Annotated in this window: 16 protein-coding genes; 7 read left to right on the top strand and 9 right to left on the bottom strand. The window is 68.3% G+C overall.

The window, feature by feature from the left end:
* The first annotated feature begins 4 nt into the window (after window positions 1-4).
* Window positions 5-592, top strand: a complete 588-nt coding sequence (locus tag LTA6_RS04135; protein WP_407358698.1) for a VanZ family protein — start codon at window positions 5-7, stop codon at window positions 590-592.
* A 46-nt stretch (window positions 593-638) separates the two neighbouring features.
* On the opposite strand, the gene LTA6_RS04130 is transcribed toward LTA6_RS04135, so the two are convergent.
* From LTA6_RS04130 to LTA6_RS04105, 6 genes are read right to left on the bottom strand one after another with little or no spacing between them, the layout of a single operon-like run.
* The gene (locus LTA6_RS04130; protein WP_341976276.1) at window positions 639-1,310 is read right to left on the bottom strand and encodes a response regulator; all 672 of its coding nucleotides are present in this window, start codon (window positions 1,308-1,310) and stop codon (window positions 639-641) included.
* Entirely contained in the window at window positions 1,307-3,844 is a 2,538-nt protein-coding gene (locus tag LTA6_RS04125; RefSeq protein WP_341976275.1) for an ATP-binding protein, read from the bottom strand. Before LTA6_RS04125 ends, LTA6_RS04130 begins: the two co-directional genes overlap by 4 nt.
* Complete coding sequence (kdpC, locus tag LTA6_RS04120) at window positions 3,841-4,455, bottom strand: K(+)-transporting ATPase subunit C (RefSeq protein WP_407358697.1); 615 nt, start codon at window positions 4,453-4,455, stop codon at window positions 3,841-3,843. Before kdpC ends, LTA6_RS04125 begins: the two co-directional genes overlap by 4 nt.
* A 27-nt stretch (window positions 4,456-4,482) precedes the next feature.
* Window positions 4,483-6,636 (bottom strand): potassium-transporting ATPase subunit KdpB, encoded by a 2,154-nt coding sequence (gene kdpB / locus LTA6_RS04115; protein ID WP_407358696.1) that lies wholly within the window; start codon window positions 6,634-6,636, stop codon window positions 4,483-4,485.
* A 1-nt stretch (window position 6,637) separates the two neighbouring features.
* Entirely contained in the window at window positions 6,638-8,317 is a 1,680-nt protein-coding gene (kdpA, locus tag LTA6_RS04110; protein WP_407358695.1) for a potassium-transporting ATPase subunit KdpA, read from the bottom strand.
* Entirely contained in the window at window positions 8,317-8,406 is a 90-nt protein-coding gene (locus tag LTA6_RS04105) for a potassium-transporting ATPase subunit F (RefSeq protein ID WP_341976271.1), read from the bottom strand. The genes kdpA and LTA6_RS04105 overlap by 1 nt, the downstream gene beginning before the upstream one ends.
* Before the next feature lie 207 nt (window positions 8,407-8,613).
* Between LTA6_RS04105 and LTA6_RS04100 the strand changes: the two genes are divergently transcribed.
* On the top strand, window positions 8,614-9,792 hold the full coding sequence (locus tag LTA6_RS04100) for an SLC13 family permease (protein WP_407358694.1): 1,179 nt from the start codon (window positions 8,614-8,616) through the stop codon (window positions 9,790-9,792).
* 9 nt (window positions 9,793-9,801) lie between these two features.
* Here the strand turns inward: LTA6_RS04100 and LTA6_RS04095 are convergent, their stop codons facing one another.
* Window positions 9,802-11,757: an APC family permease gene (locus LTA6_RS04095; RefSeq protein WP_407359244.1), complete on the bottom strand. Its 1,956-nt coding sequence runs from the start codon at window positions 11,755-11,757 to the stop codon at window positions 9,802-9,804.
* A 346-nt stretch (window positions 11,758-12,103) separates the two neighbouring features.
* Between LTA6_RS04095 and LTA6_RS04090 the strand changes: the two genes are divergently transcribed.
* Together LTA6_RS04090 and LTA6_RS04085 are read left to right on the top strand one after the other, a co-directional pair.
* Complete coding sequence (locus LTA6_RS04090) at window positions 12,104-13,006, top strand: intradiol ring-cleavage dioxygenase (RefSeq protein WP_407358693.1); 903 nt, start codon at window positions 12,104-12,106, stop codon at window positions 13,004-13,006.
* Window positions 13,007-13,067: 61 nt separating this feature from the next.
* Window positions 13,068-13,754, top strand: coding sequence for a GTP pyrophosphokinase family protein (locus tag LTA6_RS04085; protein ID WP_341976268.1), 687 nt, complete (start codon window positions 13,068-13,070; stop codon window positions 13,752-13,754).
* A 131-nt stretch (window positions 13,755-13,885) separates the two neighbouring features.
* Here LTA6_RS04085 and LTA6_RS04080 read toward each other — a convergent pair whose 3' ends face one another.
* Both LTA6_RS04080 and soxR read right to left on the bottom strand, forming a co-directional pair.
* Window positions 13,886-15,100, bottom strand: coding sequence for an amidohydrolase (locus LTA6_RS04080; protein WP_407358692.1), 1,215 nt, complete (start codon window positions 15,098-15,100; stop codon window positions 13,886-13,888).
* Between the two features lie 54 nt (window positions 15,101-15,154).
* Window positions 15,155-15,586, bottom strand: a complete 432-nt coding sequence (gene soxR / locus LTA6_RS04075) for a redox-sensitive transcriptional activator SoxR (RefSeq protein WP_407358691.1) — start codon at window positions 15,584-15,586, stop codon at window positions 15,155-15,157.
* A 127-nt stretch (window positions 15,587-15,713) separates the two neighbouring features.
* Between soxR and LTA6_RS04070 the strand changes: the two genes are divergently transcribed.
* From LTA6_RS04070 to LTA6_RS04060, 3 genes are read left to right on the top strand one after another with little or no spacing between them, the layout of a single operon-like run.
* Complete coding sequence (locus LTA6_RS04070; RefSeq protein WP_407358690.1) at window positions 15,714-17,087, top strand: FAD-dependent oxidoreductase; 1,374 nt, start codon at window positions 15,714-15,716, stop codon at window positions 17,085-17,087.
* The gene (locus tag LTA6_RS04065; RefSeq protein WP_407358689.1) at window positions 17,084-17,602 is read left to right on the top strand and encodes a flavin reductase family protein; all 519 of its coding nucleotides are present in this window, start codon (window positions 17,084-17,086) and stop codon (window positions 17,600-17,602) included. Before LTA6_RS04070 ends, LTA6_RS04065 begins: the two co-directional genes overlap by 4 nt.
* A 37-nt stretch (window positions 17,603-17,639) precedes the next feature.
* Complete coding sequence (locus tag LTA6_RS04060) at window positions 17,640-18,269, top strand: superoxide dismutase (RefSeq protein ID WP_407358688.1); 630 nt, start codon at window positions 17,640-17,642, stop codon at window positions 18,267-18,269.
* Window positions 18,270-18,287 lie beyond the last annotated feature (18 nt).

Below are 18,287 nucleotides of genomic sequence, written 5' to 3'. Positions count from 1 at the left end.
CCCTATGAACGACCCCTTTCAGCAGATCCCGGTGCTGCCGGTGGTCATTCCTCTCGGCGCCGTGATCTTCGCGCTGCTGCTCTGGCGCCTCAACGCCGAGCGGATCTTCTCCGTTCCGCGCGCCATGGTGGCCGCAGCTCTCGCCGTGTACGCCGCCGGCATCGTGGGGAACACGATCTTCCCGATCTACCTCAACCCCATCACCGGCGGCGCCAACTGGATTCCCGGGCTGGCGATCATCCCCTTCGCCGACTACGAGTGGGGCGACGCGGTGACGAACATCCTGGTGTTCGTGCCGCTCGGCATCCTCAGTGCGCTGCTGCTGGCGAAGCCATCCTGGTGGAAGGTCCTCATCGCCGTGGCCGGAACCAGCCTCGGCATCGAGGTGGCTCAGTTGGCGGCGCAGAAATTCTTCGCCGGAGGGCACATCGCAGACGTCAATGACCTCCTCTCCAACATCGCGGGAGGGATGCTGGGCTACGGTCTGCTGCTGATCCTGTCGCGCGTTCCTCAGGTGTCCGGTCTGGTCGACCGTTTCCGCTGGTCGCAGGTTCCCGCTCCAGCGGAGATCCCGGCGCCTGTTGCCGCTTAGGGCGCTGGCGGCACCGCCGCCGCAGATCTGAGGCGCACGAGCGTGCTCACAGCACGAGGCGGTAGCCCATCCCGGATTCGGTCAGCAGGTGCACGGGTGCGGCGGGCGAGAGCTCGAGCTTCTTGCGCAGCTGAGACATGTACAGGCGCAGATAGCCGGAGTCGGACACCTGTTCGCTGCCCCAGATCTCCTTCAGCAGGTCCTGCCGCGTGACGAGGGCGCCCGGATGCCGGCACAGATGCTCCAGCATCCGCCACTCCGTCGGAGTCAGGTGTACGCGCGCGCCCGCTCGGGTCACCGCCTTCGCTGACAGGTCGACGACGACGTCGCCGAAGCTCACCGTCGACTCTCCGGCTGCGGGAGCCGTGCGTCGGGCGAGCGCGCGCAGCCGCGCGAGCAGCTCGTCGACCTGGAAGGGCTTGGTGACGAAGTCGTCGGCTCCGGCATCCAGCGCATCGACCTTGTCGGCAGAGCCGGTGCGGCCGGAGACGACGATGATCGGTGCGCTCGTCCAGCCGCGCAGAGCCTGGATGACCTCGATGCCGTTCATCTTCGGCATCCCCAGATCGAGCAGGATGATGTCCGGATGCGTCTGCGCCGCGGTGGTGATTGCGGCGGCGCCGTCGGCGGCGGTGATCACGTCGTAGCCGTGCGCCGCCAGGGTGATGCGCAGGGCCCGCACCATCTGGGGGTCGTCGTCGGCGATGAGGAGCTTCACTGCTGCGCTTCCTCCGTGTCGGACTGTTCTGCGGCCAGGGGCAGAGAGATGACCATGGTGAGGCCGCCTCCCGGCGTGTCCTCCGGAGTCAGGCTACCGCCCATGCCCTCGGTGAACCCGCGGGACAGCGCGAGTCCCAGACCGAGTCCGGTGGTGTTGTCAGTGTCGCCATAGCGTTGGAACGGCTGGAACATGCTGTCGCGCCTGTTCGCGGGCACGCCCTCTCCACGGTCGATGATCCGGATCTCCGCGCGCGCACCGAGCCGGCTCGTCGACACGATCACCTGCCGCCCATCCGGGGAATGCCGGTGCGCGTTGGCGAGGACGTTCACCAGCACCCGCTGCAGCAGCACCGGATCGGCCTGCAGCGGCGGCAGCGAGGGGTCGAGCGCGAGTTCGACATCGGACGGGCCGAAAGACAGCTCGTCGATGGCGGCGAGGATACTGCCGGCGGCATCCATCCGCGTCGCGGACACGGCGAGCACACCCGCCTGCACTCGACTCACGTCGAGCAGATCGGTGATGAGCGTCGACAGCGTGCCCAGGCTTTCATCAGCGGTGGCGAGGAGCTCGTCCCGATCGGCGGCGGACAGTGCACCGGCCCCTCGCAGACCGCCGATGGCGGCGACCGCTGATGCGAGCGGGCGGCGGAGGTCGTGACTCAGCGCCGAGAGCAGGGCGCTTCGCACCTGATCGGTCTCGGCGAGGGTGACCGCCTCGCGCGCCGTCGCACGGAGGTCGGTGTGCTCGATCGCTGCCGACAGCTGGGCGACGATCGCGTCGAGCAGTCGCCGGGCCGGACCGTCCAGCGGCCCGCCATGCAGTTCGAGCATCGCGCGCGGGGCATCGCCGGATCCGACCGGCACCGTGATCGCTCTTCCGTCCCGCAGTGGCTCCCCGTCGCGCGCGAGCACCTCGCCGTCGGCGTCGAGCAGGCGCACCCCGCTCAGCCCGAACGCCTCACGGGTACGACTCACGAGCGCGAGCACGGCGTTGTCACCGCGGAGCACGTTGCCCGCGACCGCGGCCAGCAACTCGGCCTCAGCCGTGGCGCGCTTGGCGGTGCGAGCCCGACGCGCGGCCTGATCGACGATGATGCTCACCAGGATCGCGATCGTGACGTACAGGGCGAGCGCGAGCACATGCAGGGGATGGGCGATCGTGATCGTGAACTGCGGCGCGACGAAGAGGAAGTCCAGGGTGATGCCGGAGAGCACGGCGGCGAACACCGCAGGGCGCAGCCCTCCGATGAGCGCGACCACCACGACGAGCAGCTGATACGCGAGAACCTCGGCGGTGATCGACTCGGGGCTGCGGAACGTGAACATCAGCCAGGACAGCAGCGGCCCGAAGGCGAGCGCGACGGCGAATCCGAGCACCTGGCGGCGCCATCCGAGCGCCCCACCCGTGATCTTCGGGAGCGAGGCGCGTCCGCCGGCTGCCGCGTGGGTGACGATGTGCACGTCGATGTCGCCGGAGTGACGGATGATCTCCGCACCGATCCCCGGGCCCGTCAGCGCTGTCATCAGACGACCGCGTCGGCTCACGCCGATCACCACCTGCGTGGCATCGACGGACTGGGCGAACTCCACCAGGGTCTCCGGGATGTCGTTGCCGACGATCTGGTGATAGCTGCCACCGAGCGACTCGACCAGGGTGCGCTGGGCCGTCAACGCCCCGGGTGAGTCGTTTCGCAACCCGTCCTGCGCCGACACGTGCACGGCGAGGAGCACCCCGCCCGCGGATCGGGCAGCGATCCTGGCACCGCGGCGAAGCAGGGTCTCGCCCTCCGGGCCACCGGTCAATGCGACGACCACGCGTTCCCTGGCCTGCCACGTGCCCTCGATGCCGTGGTCGGCCCGATAGCTGCGCAGGGCACTGTCGACTTCGTCGGCCAGCCACAGCAGGGCGAGCTCGCGGAGTGCGGTCAGGTTGCCGAGACGGAAGTAGTTCGACAGCGCCGCATCGATGCGCTCGGCCGGGTAGACGAGCCCCGCCGAGAGCCTGTCCCGCAGTGACTGCGGGGCGAGGTCCACGACTTCGACCTCGTCGGCGGCACGGACGACGGCATCGGGGATCGTCTCCTGCTGGGCGATGCCGGTGATCTTCTCCACGACCGCGTTCAGCGACTCGATGTGCTGGACGTTGACCGTCGTGATGACGTCGATGCCGGCATCCAGCAGCACTTCGACGTCCTGCCAGCGCTTCGAATGCTGCGAACCGGGGATGTTCGTGTGCGCGAGCTCGTCGACGAGGGCGATCTCCGGGGCGCGGGCGATGACCGCATCGAGGTCGAGTTCGGAGAGCTCGACGCCGCGGTGGCTGTCGATCCGTCGGGGCACCTCGGGCAGGCCGACGGTCTGCGCCAGCGTCGCCTCGCGCTCATGGGTCTCGACGATCGCGATGACGACATCCCGGCCCTCGTCGTGAAGTCGACGGCCCTCGGCGAGCATCTCGTAGGTCTTCCCGACCCCAGGGGCTGCACCGAGCAGCACGCGGAGGCGACCACGTCGCTGCATCCGCTCTCCGGTCATGCGCCCTCCCGCTCGTCAAGAGCGAGATTGAGTTCTGCGACGTTGACGCGCTCTTCGCCGAGGAATCCCAGATCCCGCCCTTGAATCCTAGACTCCACGAGCGAGAGCACCTCTGCTTCGGAGAGGCCTCGCTCCGCTGCCACCCTGGGGGCCTGGAGCAGTGCATAGGCGACGCTGATGTGCGGGTCGAGTCCGGATGCGGATGCGGTGACGGCATCCGCCGGAACCTGCGTGGGCGCGACGCCTTCGCGCTCGGCGATCGTCGTGCGACGCTCCTCGATCGCGGCGACGAGATCGGGGTTCTCCGGCCCGAGGTTGCTGCCGCTGGAGCTGGCGCCGTCATAGCCGTCGCCGGCCGCCGACGGTCGTGACTGGAAGTACTCCGGCAGCGCCTCGCCGTCGGCATCGGTGAAGGACTGGCCGATCAGCGCACTGCCGACCACGGTGCCCTTTCCGTCGGCGAGGGGAGAGCCATTCGCCTGCCAGGGCAGGAGCACCTGTCCGATGCCCGTGACGAGGAGGGTGTAGCCGACGCCGAGGACCAGCGTGAGGACGAGCATCGCGCGGAGTGCGACGCCGGTGGTGCGAACGGTGCTGCGGAATGAGGACATGTCTCTTCCTTGTCGGATCGGGGAGGGTCAGAAGCCGGGGATGAGGCTGACGACGACGTCGATGAGCTTGATCCCGATGAACGGCGCGATCACACCGCCCAGGCCGTAGATGAGCAGGTTGCGCTGCAGGATCTGCGAGGCGCTCGCCGGCCGGTACTTCACGCCGCGCAGGGCGAGCGGGATGAGGAAGACGATCACGATCGCGTTGAAGATGATCGCGCTCGTCACGGCGGATGCCGGCGAGTGCAGCTGCATGATGTTGAGCGCCGCGAGTCCGGGGAAGACCCCCATGAACATCGCCGGGATGATCGCGAAGTACTTCGCGATGTCGTTCGCCAGGGAGAAGGTGGTGAGAGCTCCCCTGGTGATCAGCAGCTGCTTGCCGATGCGCACGATGTCGATGAGCTTCGTGGGATCGGAATCGAGGTCGACCATGTTGCCGGCCTCCTTCGCGGCGGAGGTGCCGGTGTTCATCGCCACCCCGACGTCCGCCTGGGCGAGGGCCGGGGCATCGTTGGTGCCGTCGCCGGTCATCGCGACGAGCCGGCCGCCGTCCTGCTCCCGGCGGATGAGCGCGAGCTTGTCCTCCGGAGTGGCCTCCGCGAGGAAGTCGTCGACGCCGGCCTCGGCGGCGATCGCCTTCGCCGTGAGCGGGTTGTCGCCGGTGATCATGACCGTGCGGATTCCCATGCTGCGCAGTTCCTCGAAGCGCTCCCTCAGGCCCTCCTTCACGATGTCCTTGAGGTGGACGACGCCGAGCACGCGGCCGGCGCCTGCAGGCGCTTTCACGGCGACGACGAGGGGCGTGCCGCCGCTCTGCGCGACGGCATCGGTGCGGCTCGTCAGCTCGACGTCGTCTCCGGTGATCTCGAGCCAGGCGCGAACCGCGGATCCGGCGCCCTTGCGGATCTGGGTGCCGTCGGCGAGGTCCAGTCCGCTCATCCGGGTCTGCGCGGTGAACGGCACGACGATCGCATCCGCCGGTTCCGCGACCCGGATGCCGCGTGCCGCAGCCAGTTCGACGATCGATGCGCCCTCCGGTGTCGGGTCTGCCAGCGAGGAGAGAGCGGCCGTGCGGAGCAGCTCGTCGGCGTCGACGCCCGGAAGCGGCAGCACCTCGTGTGCGCGGCGGTTTCCGTAGGTGATGGTTCCGGTCTTGTCGAGCAGAAGCGTCGTCACGTCGCCGGCGGCCTCGACCGCGCGCCCGGACATCGCCAGCACGTTGCGCTGCACCAGTCGGTCCATGCCGGCGATGCCGATGGCCGACAGCAGGGCGCCGATCGTGGTCGGGATCAAGCAGACGAGAAGCGCGATGAGCACCGGGATGCTCACGGGTGACGCGGCGTAGGCGGCGATCGGGTTGAGGGCGAGGACCACGATCAGGAACACGATGGACAGGCTCGCCAGCAGGATGTTGAGGGCGATCTCGTTCGGCGTGCGCTGGCGGCTCGCGCCCTCGACGAGGGCGATCATCCGGTCGACGAAGGTCTCGCCCGGTTTCGACGTGATGCGCATCACGATCCGGTCGGACAGCACGCGGGTGCCGCCGGTGACGGCGCTGCGGTCGCCGCCGGACTCGCGGATGACGGGGGCGCTCTCGCCCGTGATCGCCGATTCGTCGACGGTCGCGATACCGGAGACGATGTCGCCGTCACCGGGGATCAGTTCGCCGGCCTCCACGATCACGATGTCGTCGCGCTGCAGGTCGGCCGAGGAGACCTGCTCCGTCTCGGTGCGTACGGCGGCGGCGTCCTGCGCCGCGTCGTAGCCGGTGACCCGACGGGCGAGGGTGCTGGTGCGCGTCTCGCGCAGACTTGCCGCCTGCGCCTTGCCGCGGCCCTCGGCCACGGACTCGGCGACGTTCGCGAAGAGCACGGTCAACCACAGCCAGACCGCGATGCCCCAGGTGAACATCGGCGGCACGGCGGTGCCGCCGGATTCCCCGGGGCCGCCGAGGAAGGGTTCGGCGATCGCGAGAACGGTCGTGAACACGGCGCCGGCCCAGACGAGAAGCATGACGGGGTTGCGCACGAGGGCTCGGGGATCGAGCTTGCGCAGGGCGCCGGGCAGGGCCTGGACGAGTTGCGCCCAGCCGAACGCGCGAGGCTTCGCGGTCTCGGATGAAGCGGAGGCGGATGCCGCGGCATCCTGCATCTCGGGGGTGGAGGTGACGATGGTCATGTCAGACGAGTCCTTCAGCGAGCGGCCCCAGAGTGAGGACCGGGAAATAGGTGAGTGCGGTGACGATGACCGTCACGGCGAGGAGGAGGCCGACGAACTGCGGCCGATGGGTGGGGAGGGTGCCCGCGGTGGCCGGTACTCGCTCCTGCGCGGCGAACGAACCGGCCAGTGCGAGCACGAGCACGATCGGGAGGAATCGCCCGAGCAGCATCGCCACGCCCAGCGCCGTGTTGAACCACGGGGTGTTCGCCGTGAGTCCGGCGAAGGCCGAGCCGTTGTTGTTCGCCGCCGAGGTGAACGCATAGAGCACCTCGCTCATCCCATGGACGCCCGGGTTCAGGATGCTGGTCGACTCGACGTCTTCCCGGATCCCGGGAATCGCGAAGCTCAGGGCGGTACCGCCGAGCACGAGCGCGGGGACGACGAGGATGTAGAGGCTCGCGAGCTTGATCTCGCGCGGGCCGATCCGCTTGCCGAGGTATTCCGGGGAGCGTCCGACGAGCAGCCCGCCCACGAAGACGGCGATGATCGCGAGTACGAGCATCCCGTACAGGCCGGAGCCCACACCGCCGGGAGCGACCTCTCCGAGCATCATGTTCAGCATCGGCATCATGCCACCGAGAGCGGTGTACGAGTCGTGCATCGAGTTGACCGCTCCGGTCGAGGTGAGCGTGCTCGCGCTGCCGAAGAGGGTGGATCCCAGGATGCCGAAACGCTGTTCCTTGCCCTCCATCGCCGCTCCGGCGAGTTCCGGAGCCGAGCCGCGTCCTGCCAGTTCGAGTGCCGAGAGCGCGAAGGTCGAGACCAGGAAGATCGTGCCCATGACGGCGGCGATCGCGTATCCCTGGCGGTTGTCGCCGATCATGCGTCCGAAGGCGCGGGGGAGCGCGAACGGGATGGCGAGGATGAGCAGGATCTCCAGCAGGTTCGTCCACCCGGTCGGGTTCTCGAACGGGTGCGCCGAGTTGGCGTTGAAGAAGCCGCCGCCGTTCGTGCCGAGCAGCTTGATCGCCTCCTGCGACGCGACCGGTCCGCCCGGAATCGACTGCGCCGTGCCGCCGATGGCCTGCACCTCGGTGAAGCCGGCGAAGTTCTGCACGACGCCGCCGATGATGAGCGCGATCGCACCGATGAACGCGATCGGCAGCAGCAGCCGACCGAGCCCGCGGATCAGGTCGACCCAGAAGTTGCCGATCGTCGCCGAGCCCCGGCGGGCGAGCCCACGGGTCAGTGCGATGGCGACGGTGAGGCCGACGGCGGCGGAGGCGAAGTTCTGCACGGTGAGGCCGGCGAGCTGCACCGTGTAGCCCATCGTCTGCTCGGGGGAGTAGGACTGCCAGTTCGTGTTGGCGACGAAGGAAGCCGCGGTGTTGAATGCGAGGCCTTCGGGGACGGCCGGGAGGCCCAGGGATTCCGGAAGGAACGCCTGGAGCCGCTGCAGGCCGTAGACGAGGAGGAGCCCGGCCGCGGAGAACACGAGCACGCTGCGGGCGTACGCGCGCCAGGTCTGCTCGGACGAAGGGTCCACGCCGATGAGGCGGTAGAAGCCGCGTTCGACGCGCAGATCGCGTGCCGAGGTGTACACGTGGGCGATGTAGTCGCCGAGGGGCCGGTACAGGAGCACGAGCGCGATGATGAGCGTCGCCGCCTGCAGGATGCCGAACCAGATGCCCGCGCCCATCAGAACTTCTCCGGGGCGACGAGGGCGACCACGAGGTAGGCGATCGCTGCGAGTGCGAGAGCTGCAGCGATGATCTCGAAGACGATCACAGCCGCTCCACCCCCTTTGCGGTCAGCGAGACGAGGGCGAAGAGCGCGAGAGTCAGCGCGAGGTAGAGGATGTCGAGCACGGAGTCGATACAACTCCGGCTGACGCGTGTCGACGACGATCCTCACGGTTCCCCTACGCCCTTCGCCGTGACGCATGCGGCTTGCTCACGGCGGGTGTCCAAGGGGAAGCCGTCGTATGCTCTCGGAGTGACTGCGGCACGACGAACGCTCAGCAGGGGGTCGATCATCGTCCTCGTGCTGGCTGGCGTCGCCGCGGTCGTCGTCGTCACCGGCATCCTTCCTGCACCGGATGCCGGTGCGCTCGGGCTCCGCATCGTGCCCGTGCTGGGATTCGTGGTCGCGATCACGATCGTCGCCGAACTCGCCCGCGACGCCGGTGTCTTCGATGTGCTCGCGCAGAGGCTCGCCCGCTGGGGGCGGGGGCAGGTTCTGGCGCTCTGGGCATCGGTCGTCGCGCTCGCGGTCGTCAGCACGGTCTTCCTGTCACTCGACACGACGGCCGTGATCGTGACCCCGGTCGTCGTGGTGCTGGCGCAGAGCATCGGCGTCTCACCGCTCCCGTTCACGCTCGCGACGGTGTGGCTGGCGAACACGGCATCCCTCGCGCTGCCGGTCTCGAACCTCACGAACCTGCTCGCCGCGCCAGCGGTCGGCAGTGACCCGGCGGCGTTCATCGCGCTCAGCTGGGCGCCGACGCTGATCGGCGTGCTCATCCCTGTCGCGATCCTCACCATCGTGCACCGGCGCACTCTGTTCGGCGGCTACCGCGTGCCGCCGCCGGGGACACCCTCTGACCGTGTGCTCTTCTGGGGCGCAGCCGCGGTGCTGATCGCGCTGCTTCCGTTGCTCACGGTGACGCACGACGTGTGGATCCCCGCCACGGCCGCCGCCCTGCTCCTGGTCGTGCTGTTCGCTGTGCGGCGTCGACATGTGCTGCGGCTCGGACTGGTTCCGTGGTCCGCGGTCGGACTCGCCACCGCTCTGTTCGTGCTGGTCGAGACGGCGCATGCCAATGGCTTCCTCGATTTCCTGACGACGCTGGCCCCCGACGATCACGGGCCGGCGGCGCTCCTGCAGCTCGCGGGAATCGGCGCCCTCGCCGCCAACGGTGTGAACAACCTCCCGGCATATCTGATCCTGGAGCCCGCCGCGGGAGACCCGGTGGCGCTGATGGCACTGCTGATCGGTGTGAACCTCGGCCCGCTCGTCACTCCGTGGGCATCACTCGCGACGCTGTTGTGGCATCACCGGATCGTCGCCCTCGGCGTGACGATCAGTTGGCCGCGCTTCATGCTGTGGGGGCTCGTCGTCGCGGTGCCGACGGTCGTCGCAGCCACTCTGGTGCTCGCCCTCGTCGCCGGGTGATGCTCGGCGTCAGCTCTGCGGCGGACCGGCAGGCCGGTGCGCACGCCGGCCGTTCACGACGACGGGGCGGCCGGCACGCTCCTGGCCCGGCAGCGGGCGGGAGCGACGTCCGTAGATGAGCTCGGAAGAATCCAGCAGCCACGGCACGAGCGTGATCGAGACGCCGTGCACGAGCATCAGCTGGTTCGCCAACCGGCGGGCGCGTCGGTTGTGCAGGAACGTCTCCCACCAGTGCCCGACGATGTACTGCGGAAGGTAGACCGTCACGACCGACGAGCCGTGCTTCTCGCGGTACTGGTTGATGAACTGCGCCACCGGCTGCGCGAACGACCGGTACGGCGATTCGATGATCACCAGGGGGACGGGCATCAGATGGTCCGCCCACTGCTGCTGCAGTTCGGTGGCGTCATCGGCGGCAACCCCCACGTGCACAGCGAGAGTCTTGCCGTGCTTCGCCGCGACGGCATACTCGACGGCCTTCACGACCGGCTTCTGCAGCCGATTGACCAGCACGAGGGCGAGGTCTCCGTTGGCGCCGAAATGCGTGACGTCATCGATCGCGATCTCGTGCTCGACATCGCGGTAGTACCGCTTCACGCCCATCATCAGGAACGCGAGCACCGGGATGGCGAAGAACACCAGATACGCGCCGTGGGTGAACTTCGTGATCGTGACGATGACGAGCACGAGGATCGTGAGGCTCGCACCGACGGAGTTGATGATCAGGCCGACGCGCGCAGAGCGGCGATCGGATGCTGTGGCCTGCACGCCGGTGCTTCCTTCGGCCGGCCGGCGCAGGATGCGTCGCCAGTGCCGCACCATGCCCAGCTGGCCGAGCGAGAACGACACGAAGACGCCGATGATGTACAGCTGGATGAGCGTGGTCAGCTTCGCCTGGAACACGATGAGCACGATCATCGCGACGATGCCCAGGGCGATCATGCCGTTCGAGAAGACGAGCCGGTCGCCGCGGGTGTTCAGGGCCTTCGGGGCATAGCCGTCGCGGGCGAGCACCGAGCCGAGCAGCGGGAAGCCGTTGAACGCGGTGTTCGCGGCGAGCAGCAGCACGCAGGCGGTCGCCGCCTGCACGATGAAGAAGAGGATGCTGCCGCCACCGAAGGTGGCGCTCGCCACCTGTGCCATCAGGCTCGGCTGCGGGTTCGTGCAGTCGAAGCCGATCAGGTCGCAGGGATTCTCGGCGTAGTGGACGCCGGTGATCAGGGCGAGCGCGGTCAGACCCGCGAACAGGCCGATCGCGATCGTGCCCATCAGCACGAGGGTGGACTGCGCGTTTCGCACCTTGGGCGCGCGGAAGGCGGGAACGCCGTTGGAGACGGCTTCGACGCCGGTGAGGGCGGAGCATCCGCTCGAGAAGGCCCGCAGAACGAGCAGGATCACTGCCGCCTGGCTGAGGTCTTCGGCGTGCACGGCGAACTCGGCGCTGGAAGCGACCGGCGCATCGCCGAGGAACGTGCGGACCAGACCGGTGACGATCATGAAGCCGACCGAGGCGATGAAGACGTAGGTCGGGATCGCGAACACGAGGGACGCCTCACGCACACCGCGCAGATTCACGACGATGATCAGGATGACGAAGCCGACGGCGAGCCATACCCGGAACGGGTCGAGCGCAGGAACGGCCGAGATGATGTTGTCGACGCCGGATGCCACCGACACGGCGACCGTCAGTACGTAATCCACGAGGAGGGCCGCCGCCACGACGACGCCGGGGATCTCGCCGAGATTCTTCGACGCCACCTCGTAGTCGCCGCCGCCGGATGGGTACGCCTTGATGAGCTGGCGATAGCTGAGCACGACCACGAGCAGCAGCACGATGACGCATACGGCCACGATCGGCGTGAAGGACAGAAAGGTGAGTCCGCCGATCAGCAGGATCATCACCAGTTCCTGCGGGGCGTAGGCCACGGAGCTCAGCGCGTCGGAGGCGAAGATCGGCAGCGCCATGCGCTTCGGCAGCAGCTGACCCTCGAGGTGCTCGTTGGTCAGCGGATCCCCGATGAGGATGCGCTTCGCGAGCTGCGGGGTGTCCGGCAGGCTCCGGGATTCATTTGCCACGAGCGGCGACGATACGCCTGCGGGGGCGATCCTCACGACATCCTTACGGAATCCCTACGGGGTGTGCGGACGCCCTTACGGAATTCTTACGCTTCGGCGACGCCGGTCCTCGGGACGGGTTCTCTGGATCTGCGCTCATAGGATTCGCATCGTTGCGACATAGCATCCGCTCCGCCCCGACCTATCGTTCGCATAGCGTGCCTTGATTCTCTGGATCCAGACGACGGGAGAGATCATGAGCGAGACGACGACCGATCCGCGATGGATCGATAAGGATGGCAACGAGATCGACGAGGACCACCGCGGGCTGGTCTACGACATCCGCACGCTGGTGAACCGGCGGCGGGCTCTGGGCATCTTCGGTGGAGTGGCCGCGACGGCGCTGCTCGCCGCGTGCGCGCCGGTGGCGTCCTCGGCAGGGAACTCGTCCGGAGAGCCCAGCGGTTCCGCGGCGCCGAGCGGATCCGGCGGACCCGGCGGAGCGCCCGAGGCGGAGGGCGACGGTGTGACGGTGGAAGGCGAAGTGCCGGACGAGACGGCCGGGCCTTACCCCGCCGACGGATCGAACGGCGTGAACGTCCTCGATGATTCCGGGATCGTGCGCCGGGACATCCGCTCCAGCTTCGGATCCTCGACGACGACCGCCGAGGGCGTCCCGCTGGAGATCGTGCTCACGGTGCGCGACGCCGCGACTGGCAGCGCCCTGGTCGGGGCCGGCGTCTACCTCTGGCACTGCGACCGGGACGGGAACTACTCGCTGTACTCGGATGCTGCGAAAGACGAGAACTATCTCCGCGGAGTCCAGGAGGCCGACGACACCGGCACTGTGCGATTCACCTCGATCTACCCGGCCTGCTACGACGGCCGCTGGCCGCATATCCACTTCGAGGTCTACGGGGATGTCGCATCGGCAGTCGCGACCGGCCCGATCGTGAAGACATCGCAGATCGCCCTCCCCGAGGAGAGCAACGCGGCGGTGTACGCGACCGGTGGCTACGAGAAGAGCGTGACCAACGCATCCAGGGTGACGCTGGCCGGTGACAACGTCTTCGGCGACGACGACGGCATCCACCAGATCGCGACCATGACCGGCGGCGTCTCTCAGGGATACATGGCCGCACTGACGATCGGCGTGTGAGGGCATCCGCTGCGGGCGAACACCCAGGCGATTCCGATCACGGATGCGTAACGTCAGGATCATGAGCACGGTTTCCGTCGACGAGCAGGCCATCGCCGAGGCGAAGGATCTCCGCGATCAGTTCCAGCGGTTCCTCCGGGAGTACGAGTTCGGGATGCGGGAGGTCGAGACCAAGATCTCGATCCTCCGCGACGAATTCACGCACAACCACGCGTACAACCCGATCGAGCACGTCAAGAGCCGGATCAAGACGCCGGACAGCATCGTCGAGAAGGTTGCCCGCAAGGGGATCGAGCCCGACTTCGACACCATCCGTGCGGAGATCACCGACATCGCGGGCATCCGGGTGACCTGCAGTTTCGTCGCCGACGTGTACCGCCTCTTCGATCTGCTCACCCAGCAGGACGACGTCAGCATCCGTCTGGTCAAGGACTACATCGCCGACCCGAAGCCGAACGGCTACAAGAGCCTGCACACGATCATCGAGGTTCCCGTGTTCCTCTCGACCGGCCCGATCGCGGTGCCGGTCGAGGTGCAGTTCCGCACCATCGCGATGGACTTCTGGGCCAGCCTCGAGCACAAGATCCACTACAAGTTCCAGGGCCAGGTTCCCGGCCACCTCGTCGACAGCCTCACCGATGCGGCCGATGCAGCGAGCGAGCTCGACGTGCGCATGGAGCGGCTGCACCGCGAGGCGCACGGCGTGCGGCCGCGCGAGCTCGCTCCGCCACGTGTGATCGCGGTGTAATCGGCCGTTCAGGCTGGTGCTTCGCGGTTCACAACTCAGGAAGAATTCCAGCGACCGGGCCTATTCGGGCGCGGACGGTGAGTACCGGAGCGGATCTTCCTGAGTTGTGAACGGAGCTCGGCAGCCGCGACTCAGTCGAGGAACTCCCGCGCCGCCGCAGACAGCGCCGTGACGCCGACCTCGATGGTGGGGTGGATCTCCGGCGCGTAGTACGGCGAGTGGTTGGTCGGGATGTCCTCGGCCTGCCGGCCCGCTGCCGTCGCCTCGGCGAACTTCACCGGATCCGCTCCGCCCCAGAACCAGAACACCAGGGGAGCACCGGCATCGCGGGCGAACCAGGACACGTCCTCGCTGCCGGTGAACATGCCGGGGTCCATGACGGATGCTTCACCGAGGGCGCGCTGCAGCGCACCGGTGACCCGTGCCGTGGCGTCTTCGTCGTTGATGGTGGCCGGCAGAGTGTGGTCGGTGCGGATCTCGGGTTCGCGCTCTGCGCCGGATGCCGCGGCCTCGGCCCGCACGATGCGCTCGACGCTCGCGAGCACCTTGTCGCGCATCTCGTCGTTCGGGTACCGGAGGCTGAGCTCGAGCTTGGCCTCGGCGGGGATGATGTTGTTCTTCAGCCCGGCGTGGATCGAACCGACCGTCACGACGGCGACGCCCTGCGGATCGATCTCCCGAGAGGTGATGGTCTGCAGGCGCATTACGGTCGCCGCCGCCATCACGACGGGGTCGATCGTGGCGTGCGGGCGCGAACCGTGTCCGCCGCGACCGTGCAGGGTCACGGTGAGGCCGTCGGATGCGGCCATCTGGGTGCCGCTGCGCACTCCGATGATGCCGGCAGGCAGCGGGGTGACATGCTGACCGAGCACGATGTCCGGCTTCGGGTAGCGGGCCAGGATGCCGTCGTCGAGCATCGCTCGTGCGCCTGCTCCGTATTCCTCAGCGGGCTGGATGATGACGACCAGCGTTCCCGACCAGTCGTCGCGTTCGGCGACGAGCTTCTCGACGGCGCCGATCATGGCGGTGACATGCATGTCGTGGCCGCAGGCGTGCATGACGGGGACGGCGGTTCCCGTCGGGTCGATGCCCTTCGCCGTGCTCGCATACGCGAGCCCGGTCTGCTCCTCGACGGGGAGACCATCCATGTCGGCACGGAGCCAGACGACAGGCCCGCCGCCGTTGCGCAGCAACCCGATGACGCCGGTGATCCCGACGCCCTCCTCCACCTCGAGCCCCAGGTCGCGCAGGTGCCCGGCGGCGACGCCGGCCGTGCGCGTCTCCTGGAAGGACAGCTCCGGATGCTGGTGCAGGTCGATGTACAGGGCCTCGAGGTCGATCGTCATGCCATCACCCTAGTGCGCCGCCATATCGCATCAGTGGCCAGGCGACGTCCGGGGTCAGTGGCGGGGTGCGGGGTCATCCGAACCTTGCAATCGCTGTGGCCCCGCACCTCGGCTGGCGAGTGCGTCGTCAGGGTTGAGCAGGCCGCACGCCTTCATGGACAGACAGCCGCAGCCGATGCATCCGGTCAGCTCCTTCTCCAGGCGTTCGATGCCTTCTCGGCGTCGTTCCAGCGCGCGCTTCCAGCGACGCGACGCGCGCTGCCAGTCCTCATGGCTGGGGGTGACGGCGAGCGGGACGTCGGCGAAGGCATCCTGCACGTCCGCGAGCGGAATGCCGAGCCGCTTGGCCACGGTGATGAGGGAGACCCGGCGCAGCATGTGGCGCGCGTATCGGCGCTGATTGCCCGGAGTGCGCGTCGATGCGATCAAGCCGAGCTTCTCGTAGAAGTGCAGTGCCGACACGGCCACGCCTGTCCGTCGGCTCATCTCACCGATGCTGAGCAATTCGTCCGGCGCGTGCGGCGGTGCGTCCGTGATGTCTTCAGGCGTCAATCCGGGCCCTCCCGCTGCTCGATTTGACCTCAAGCCTACTTGAGGTTTTACCGTGGAGAACGTGACAAGAACCCGAATGAACGTCGCTGAACCGCGAGTCGCCATCGTCGGAGCCGGCCCCGCCGGCATCTACGCCGCCGACATCCTGCTCGGGCTCTCGCCCACCGCAACCGTCGACCTGTTCGAGAAGCTCCCCGCCCCTTACGGTCTGGTGCGATACGGGGTCGCCCCTGATCACCCGCGGATCCGGAAGATCACCGACGCCCTGCACGAGGTGCTCACGAACCCGCGGATCCGGCTGCGCTGCAATGTCGAAGTCGGTGCCGACATCGGCATCGCCGAGCTCCGAGCCGCCTACGACGGCGTGATCGTCGCGACCGGCGCCGACCTCGACGTGCCGCTCGACATCCCCGGCATCGATCTGCCCGGTTCCTTCGGAGCCGCCGACTTCGTCGCCTGGTACGACGGGCATCCCGATGCGCCGCGCAGCTGGCCGCTCACCGCCGAGTCCGTCGCCGTGCTCGGAGCGGGCAACGTCGCGCTCGACGTCACCCGGATCCTCGCCAAGCACGCCGCAGCGCTCGCGCACACCGATACTCCCGACATCGTCCTCGAGCAGCTCGCGGCCAGCCCCGTGCGCGATGTGCATCTGTTCGCGCGGCGTGGCCCCGCCGACGTGCGCTTCTCGGCGCTCGAGCTGCGCGAGCTCGCCGATCAGCACGATGTCGACGTCATCGTGGACCCGGATGAGCTGGTGCTCGACGCGCATGCCGAGCGGATGATCGAACAGTTCTCGCAGCGCAGGATCATCGTTCGCACACTCACCGAGTGGGCGAGTCGCACTCCGTCGACGAAGACCGCGTCGCGTCGTATCCACCTGCACCTGCGGCAGCGACCGGTGCGGTTGCTCGGCACAGCGGCCGTGACCGCGATCGAGATGGAGCGGACCGCCTCCGACGAACTCGGGCGGATGGTCGGCACCGGCGAGATGCTCCGCTACGACGTCGCGGCCGTCTACCGCGCGATCGGATACCGATCCACTCCGGTTCCCGGCATGCCGTTCGATGCCGAGCGCGGTGTGGTGCCGCACGTCGAGGGACGTGTCACCGACGCCGACGGCGCCCGCATCCCCCGCCTGTACGCCACCGGCTGGATCAAGAGAGGACCGGTCGGGCTCATCGGTTCGACCAAGTCGGACGCCGCCCAGACCGTGCGGCACGTGCTCGATGACCTCGGTGATCTGGCCGAGGGGCCCGCTCAGCGTGCGGCCGATCCGCTCGACGCGCTCGCCGGTGCCGTCGACTTCGCCGGCTGGCTGCGCATCGACGACGCAGAACGCCGCGCAGGCGCCGAGCGCGGTCGCGAGCGGACCAAGCTCGTGGCCAGAGACGAGATGCTCGGCCATGCGCTCCCGATCGGTGAGGTTGTCCGATGACGGCGAATCCCGTTCCGACGCCCGTCGGCGAAGGACTCAAGGCGGCCTTCCGCACCCATCCGGCCGGCGTCGCCATCATCACCGCGATGACCGACGACGGCCCGGTCGGCCTCACAGCATCGAGCGTCGCCTCCGTCGCCGTCGACCCGGCCGCGATCGTCTTCTCGGTGACGCGGGCGACGGGCTCCGCCGGCGCGATCCTCGGTGCCGACACCTTCGTCGTGCATCTCATCGACGATGAGCACGCCGCCCTCGCTCAGAGCTTCGCGACGAGCGGCGCCGATCGCTTCACCCCGGAACAGGGCTGGACGGCACTCGAGACCGGCGAACCGTTTCTCGCTTCCGCGCGGGCCGCACTGCGCTGCCGGTCGCTGCACACGGTGGCCGTCGGCTCGTCGACGGTCGTCATCGCCGAAGTGCTCGACGTGCTCCACGGCCCGCAGGGTCGCCCGGTCGTGTACCTGGACCGGGGGTTCCACTCGCTCGCGCACCCTGCGCCACTCGTCGCACTCTGACCTGAACCACCCTGAACCACGCTCGAAAGGAACTCCCATGTCTGCCCTGTACACGCTTCCCGAACTGCCGTACGACTTCTCCGCCCTCGAACCGCACATCTCCGGCACGATCATGGAGCTGCACCACACCAAGCACCACCAGGCCTACGTCACCGGTGCCAACACGGCTCTGGAGCAGCTCGCGGCCGCGCGAGATGCGGGGGATCTCTCGAACGTGAACAAGCTCGAGAAGGATCTCGCCTTCAATCTGGGGGGTCACATCAACCACTCGGTGTTCTGGCAGAACCTCTCGCCGAACGGCGATGGGGTGCCCGAGGGCGAGCTCGCCGCTGCGCTCGCCGACTCGTTCGGATCGATCGACGCGTTCCGTGCGCACTTCACCGCCACTGCGCTCGGTGTGCAGGGCTCCGGGTGGGCTGTGCTCGCCTGGGACAGCATCGGGGCCAGGCCCGTGATCTTCCAGCTGTTCGATCAGCAGGGGAACGCGCCGCTCGGCGTGATCCCGCTGCTGCAGCTCGACGTCTGGGAGCACGCGTACTACCTGGACTACCGCAACGTGCGCGTCGATTACGTCAAGGCGTTCTGGGAGATCGTGAACTGGGCCGACGTGCAGGAGCGGTTCACCAAGGCGCAGGCGGCGACGCGCGGACTCATCGCCGCGCGCTGATTCGGCGCGGGATCGGCA

It is taken from the genome of Microbacterium sp. LTA6, from assembly GCF_045690355.1.
Classification (GTDB): Bacteria; Actinomycetota; Actinomycetes; order Actinomycetales; family Microbacteriaceae; genus Microbacterium.
Note: the sequence above shows the minus strand (reverse complement) of the source record. Positions and strands in the feature narration are given on the sequence as shown.

Bases quoted from the DNA above. Each gene is read 5' to 3' on its own strand.
- LTA6_RS04125 (WP_341976275.1), bottom strand. From the start codon at position 3,844: ATGACCGGAGAGCGGATGCAGCGACGTGGTCGCCTCCGCGTGCTGCTC.
- LTA6_RS04085 (WP_341976268.1), top strand. From the start codon at position 13,068: ATGAGCACGGTTTCCGTCGACGAGCAGGCCATCGCCGAGGCGAAGGAT.
- LTA6_RS04060 (WP_407358688.1), top strand. From the start codon at position 17,640: ATGTCTGCCCTGTACACGCTTCCCGAACTGCCGTACGACTTCTCCGCC.
- kdpA (WP_407358695.1), bottom strand. From the start codon at position 8,317: ATGGGCGCGGGCATCTGGTTCGGCATCCTGCAGGCGGCGACGCTCATC.
- LTA6_RS04135 (WP_407358698.1), top strand. From the start codon at position 5: ATGAACGACCCCTTTCAGCAGATCCCGGTGCTGCCGGTGGTCATTCCT.
- soxR (WP_407358691.1), bottom strand. From the start codon at position 15,586: ATGAGCCGACGGACAGGCGTGGCCGTGTCGGCACTGCACTTCTACGAG.
- LTA6_RS04065 (WP_407358689.1), top strand. From the start codon at position 17,084: ATGACGGCGAATCCCGTTCCGACGCCCGTCGGCGAAGGACTCAAGGCG.
- kdpB (WP_407358696.1), bottom strand. From the start codon at position 6,636: ATGACCATCGTCACCTCCACCCCCGAGATGCAGGATGCCGCGGCATCC.
- LTA6_RS04090 (WP_407358693.1), top strand. From the start codon at position 12,104: ATGAGCGAGACGACGACCGATCCGCGATGGATCGATAAGGATGGCAAC.
- LTA6_RS04095 (WP_407359244.1), bottom strand. From the start codon at position 11,757: ATGGCGCTGCCGATCTTCGCCTCCGACGCGCTGAGCTCCGTGGCCTAC.
- LTA6_RS04080 (WP_407358692.1), bottom strand. From the start codon at position 15,100: ATGACGATCGACCTCGAGGCCCTGTACATCGACCTGCACCAGCATCCG.
- kdpC (WP_407358697.1), bottom strand. From the start codon at position 4,455: ATGTCCTCATTCCGCAGCACCGTTCGCACCACCGGCGTCGCACTCCGC.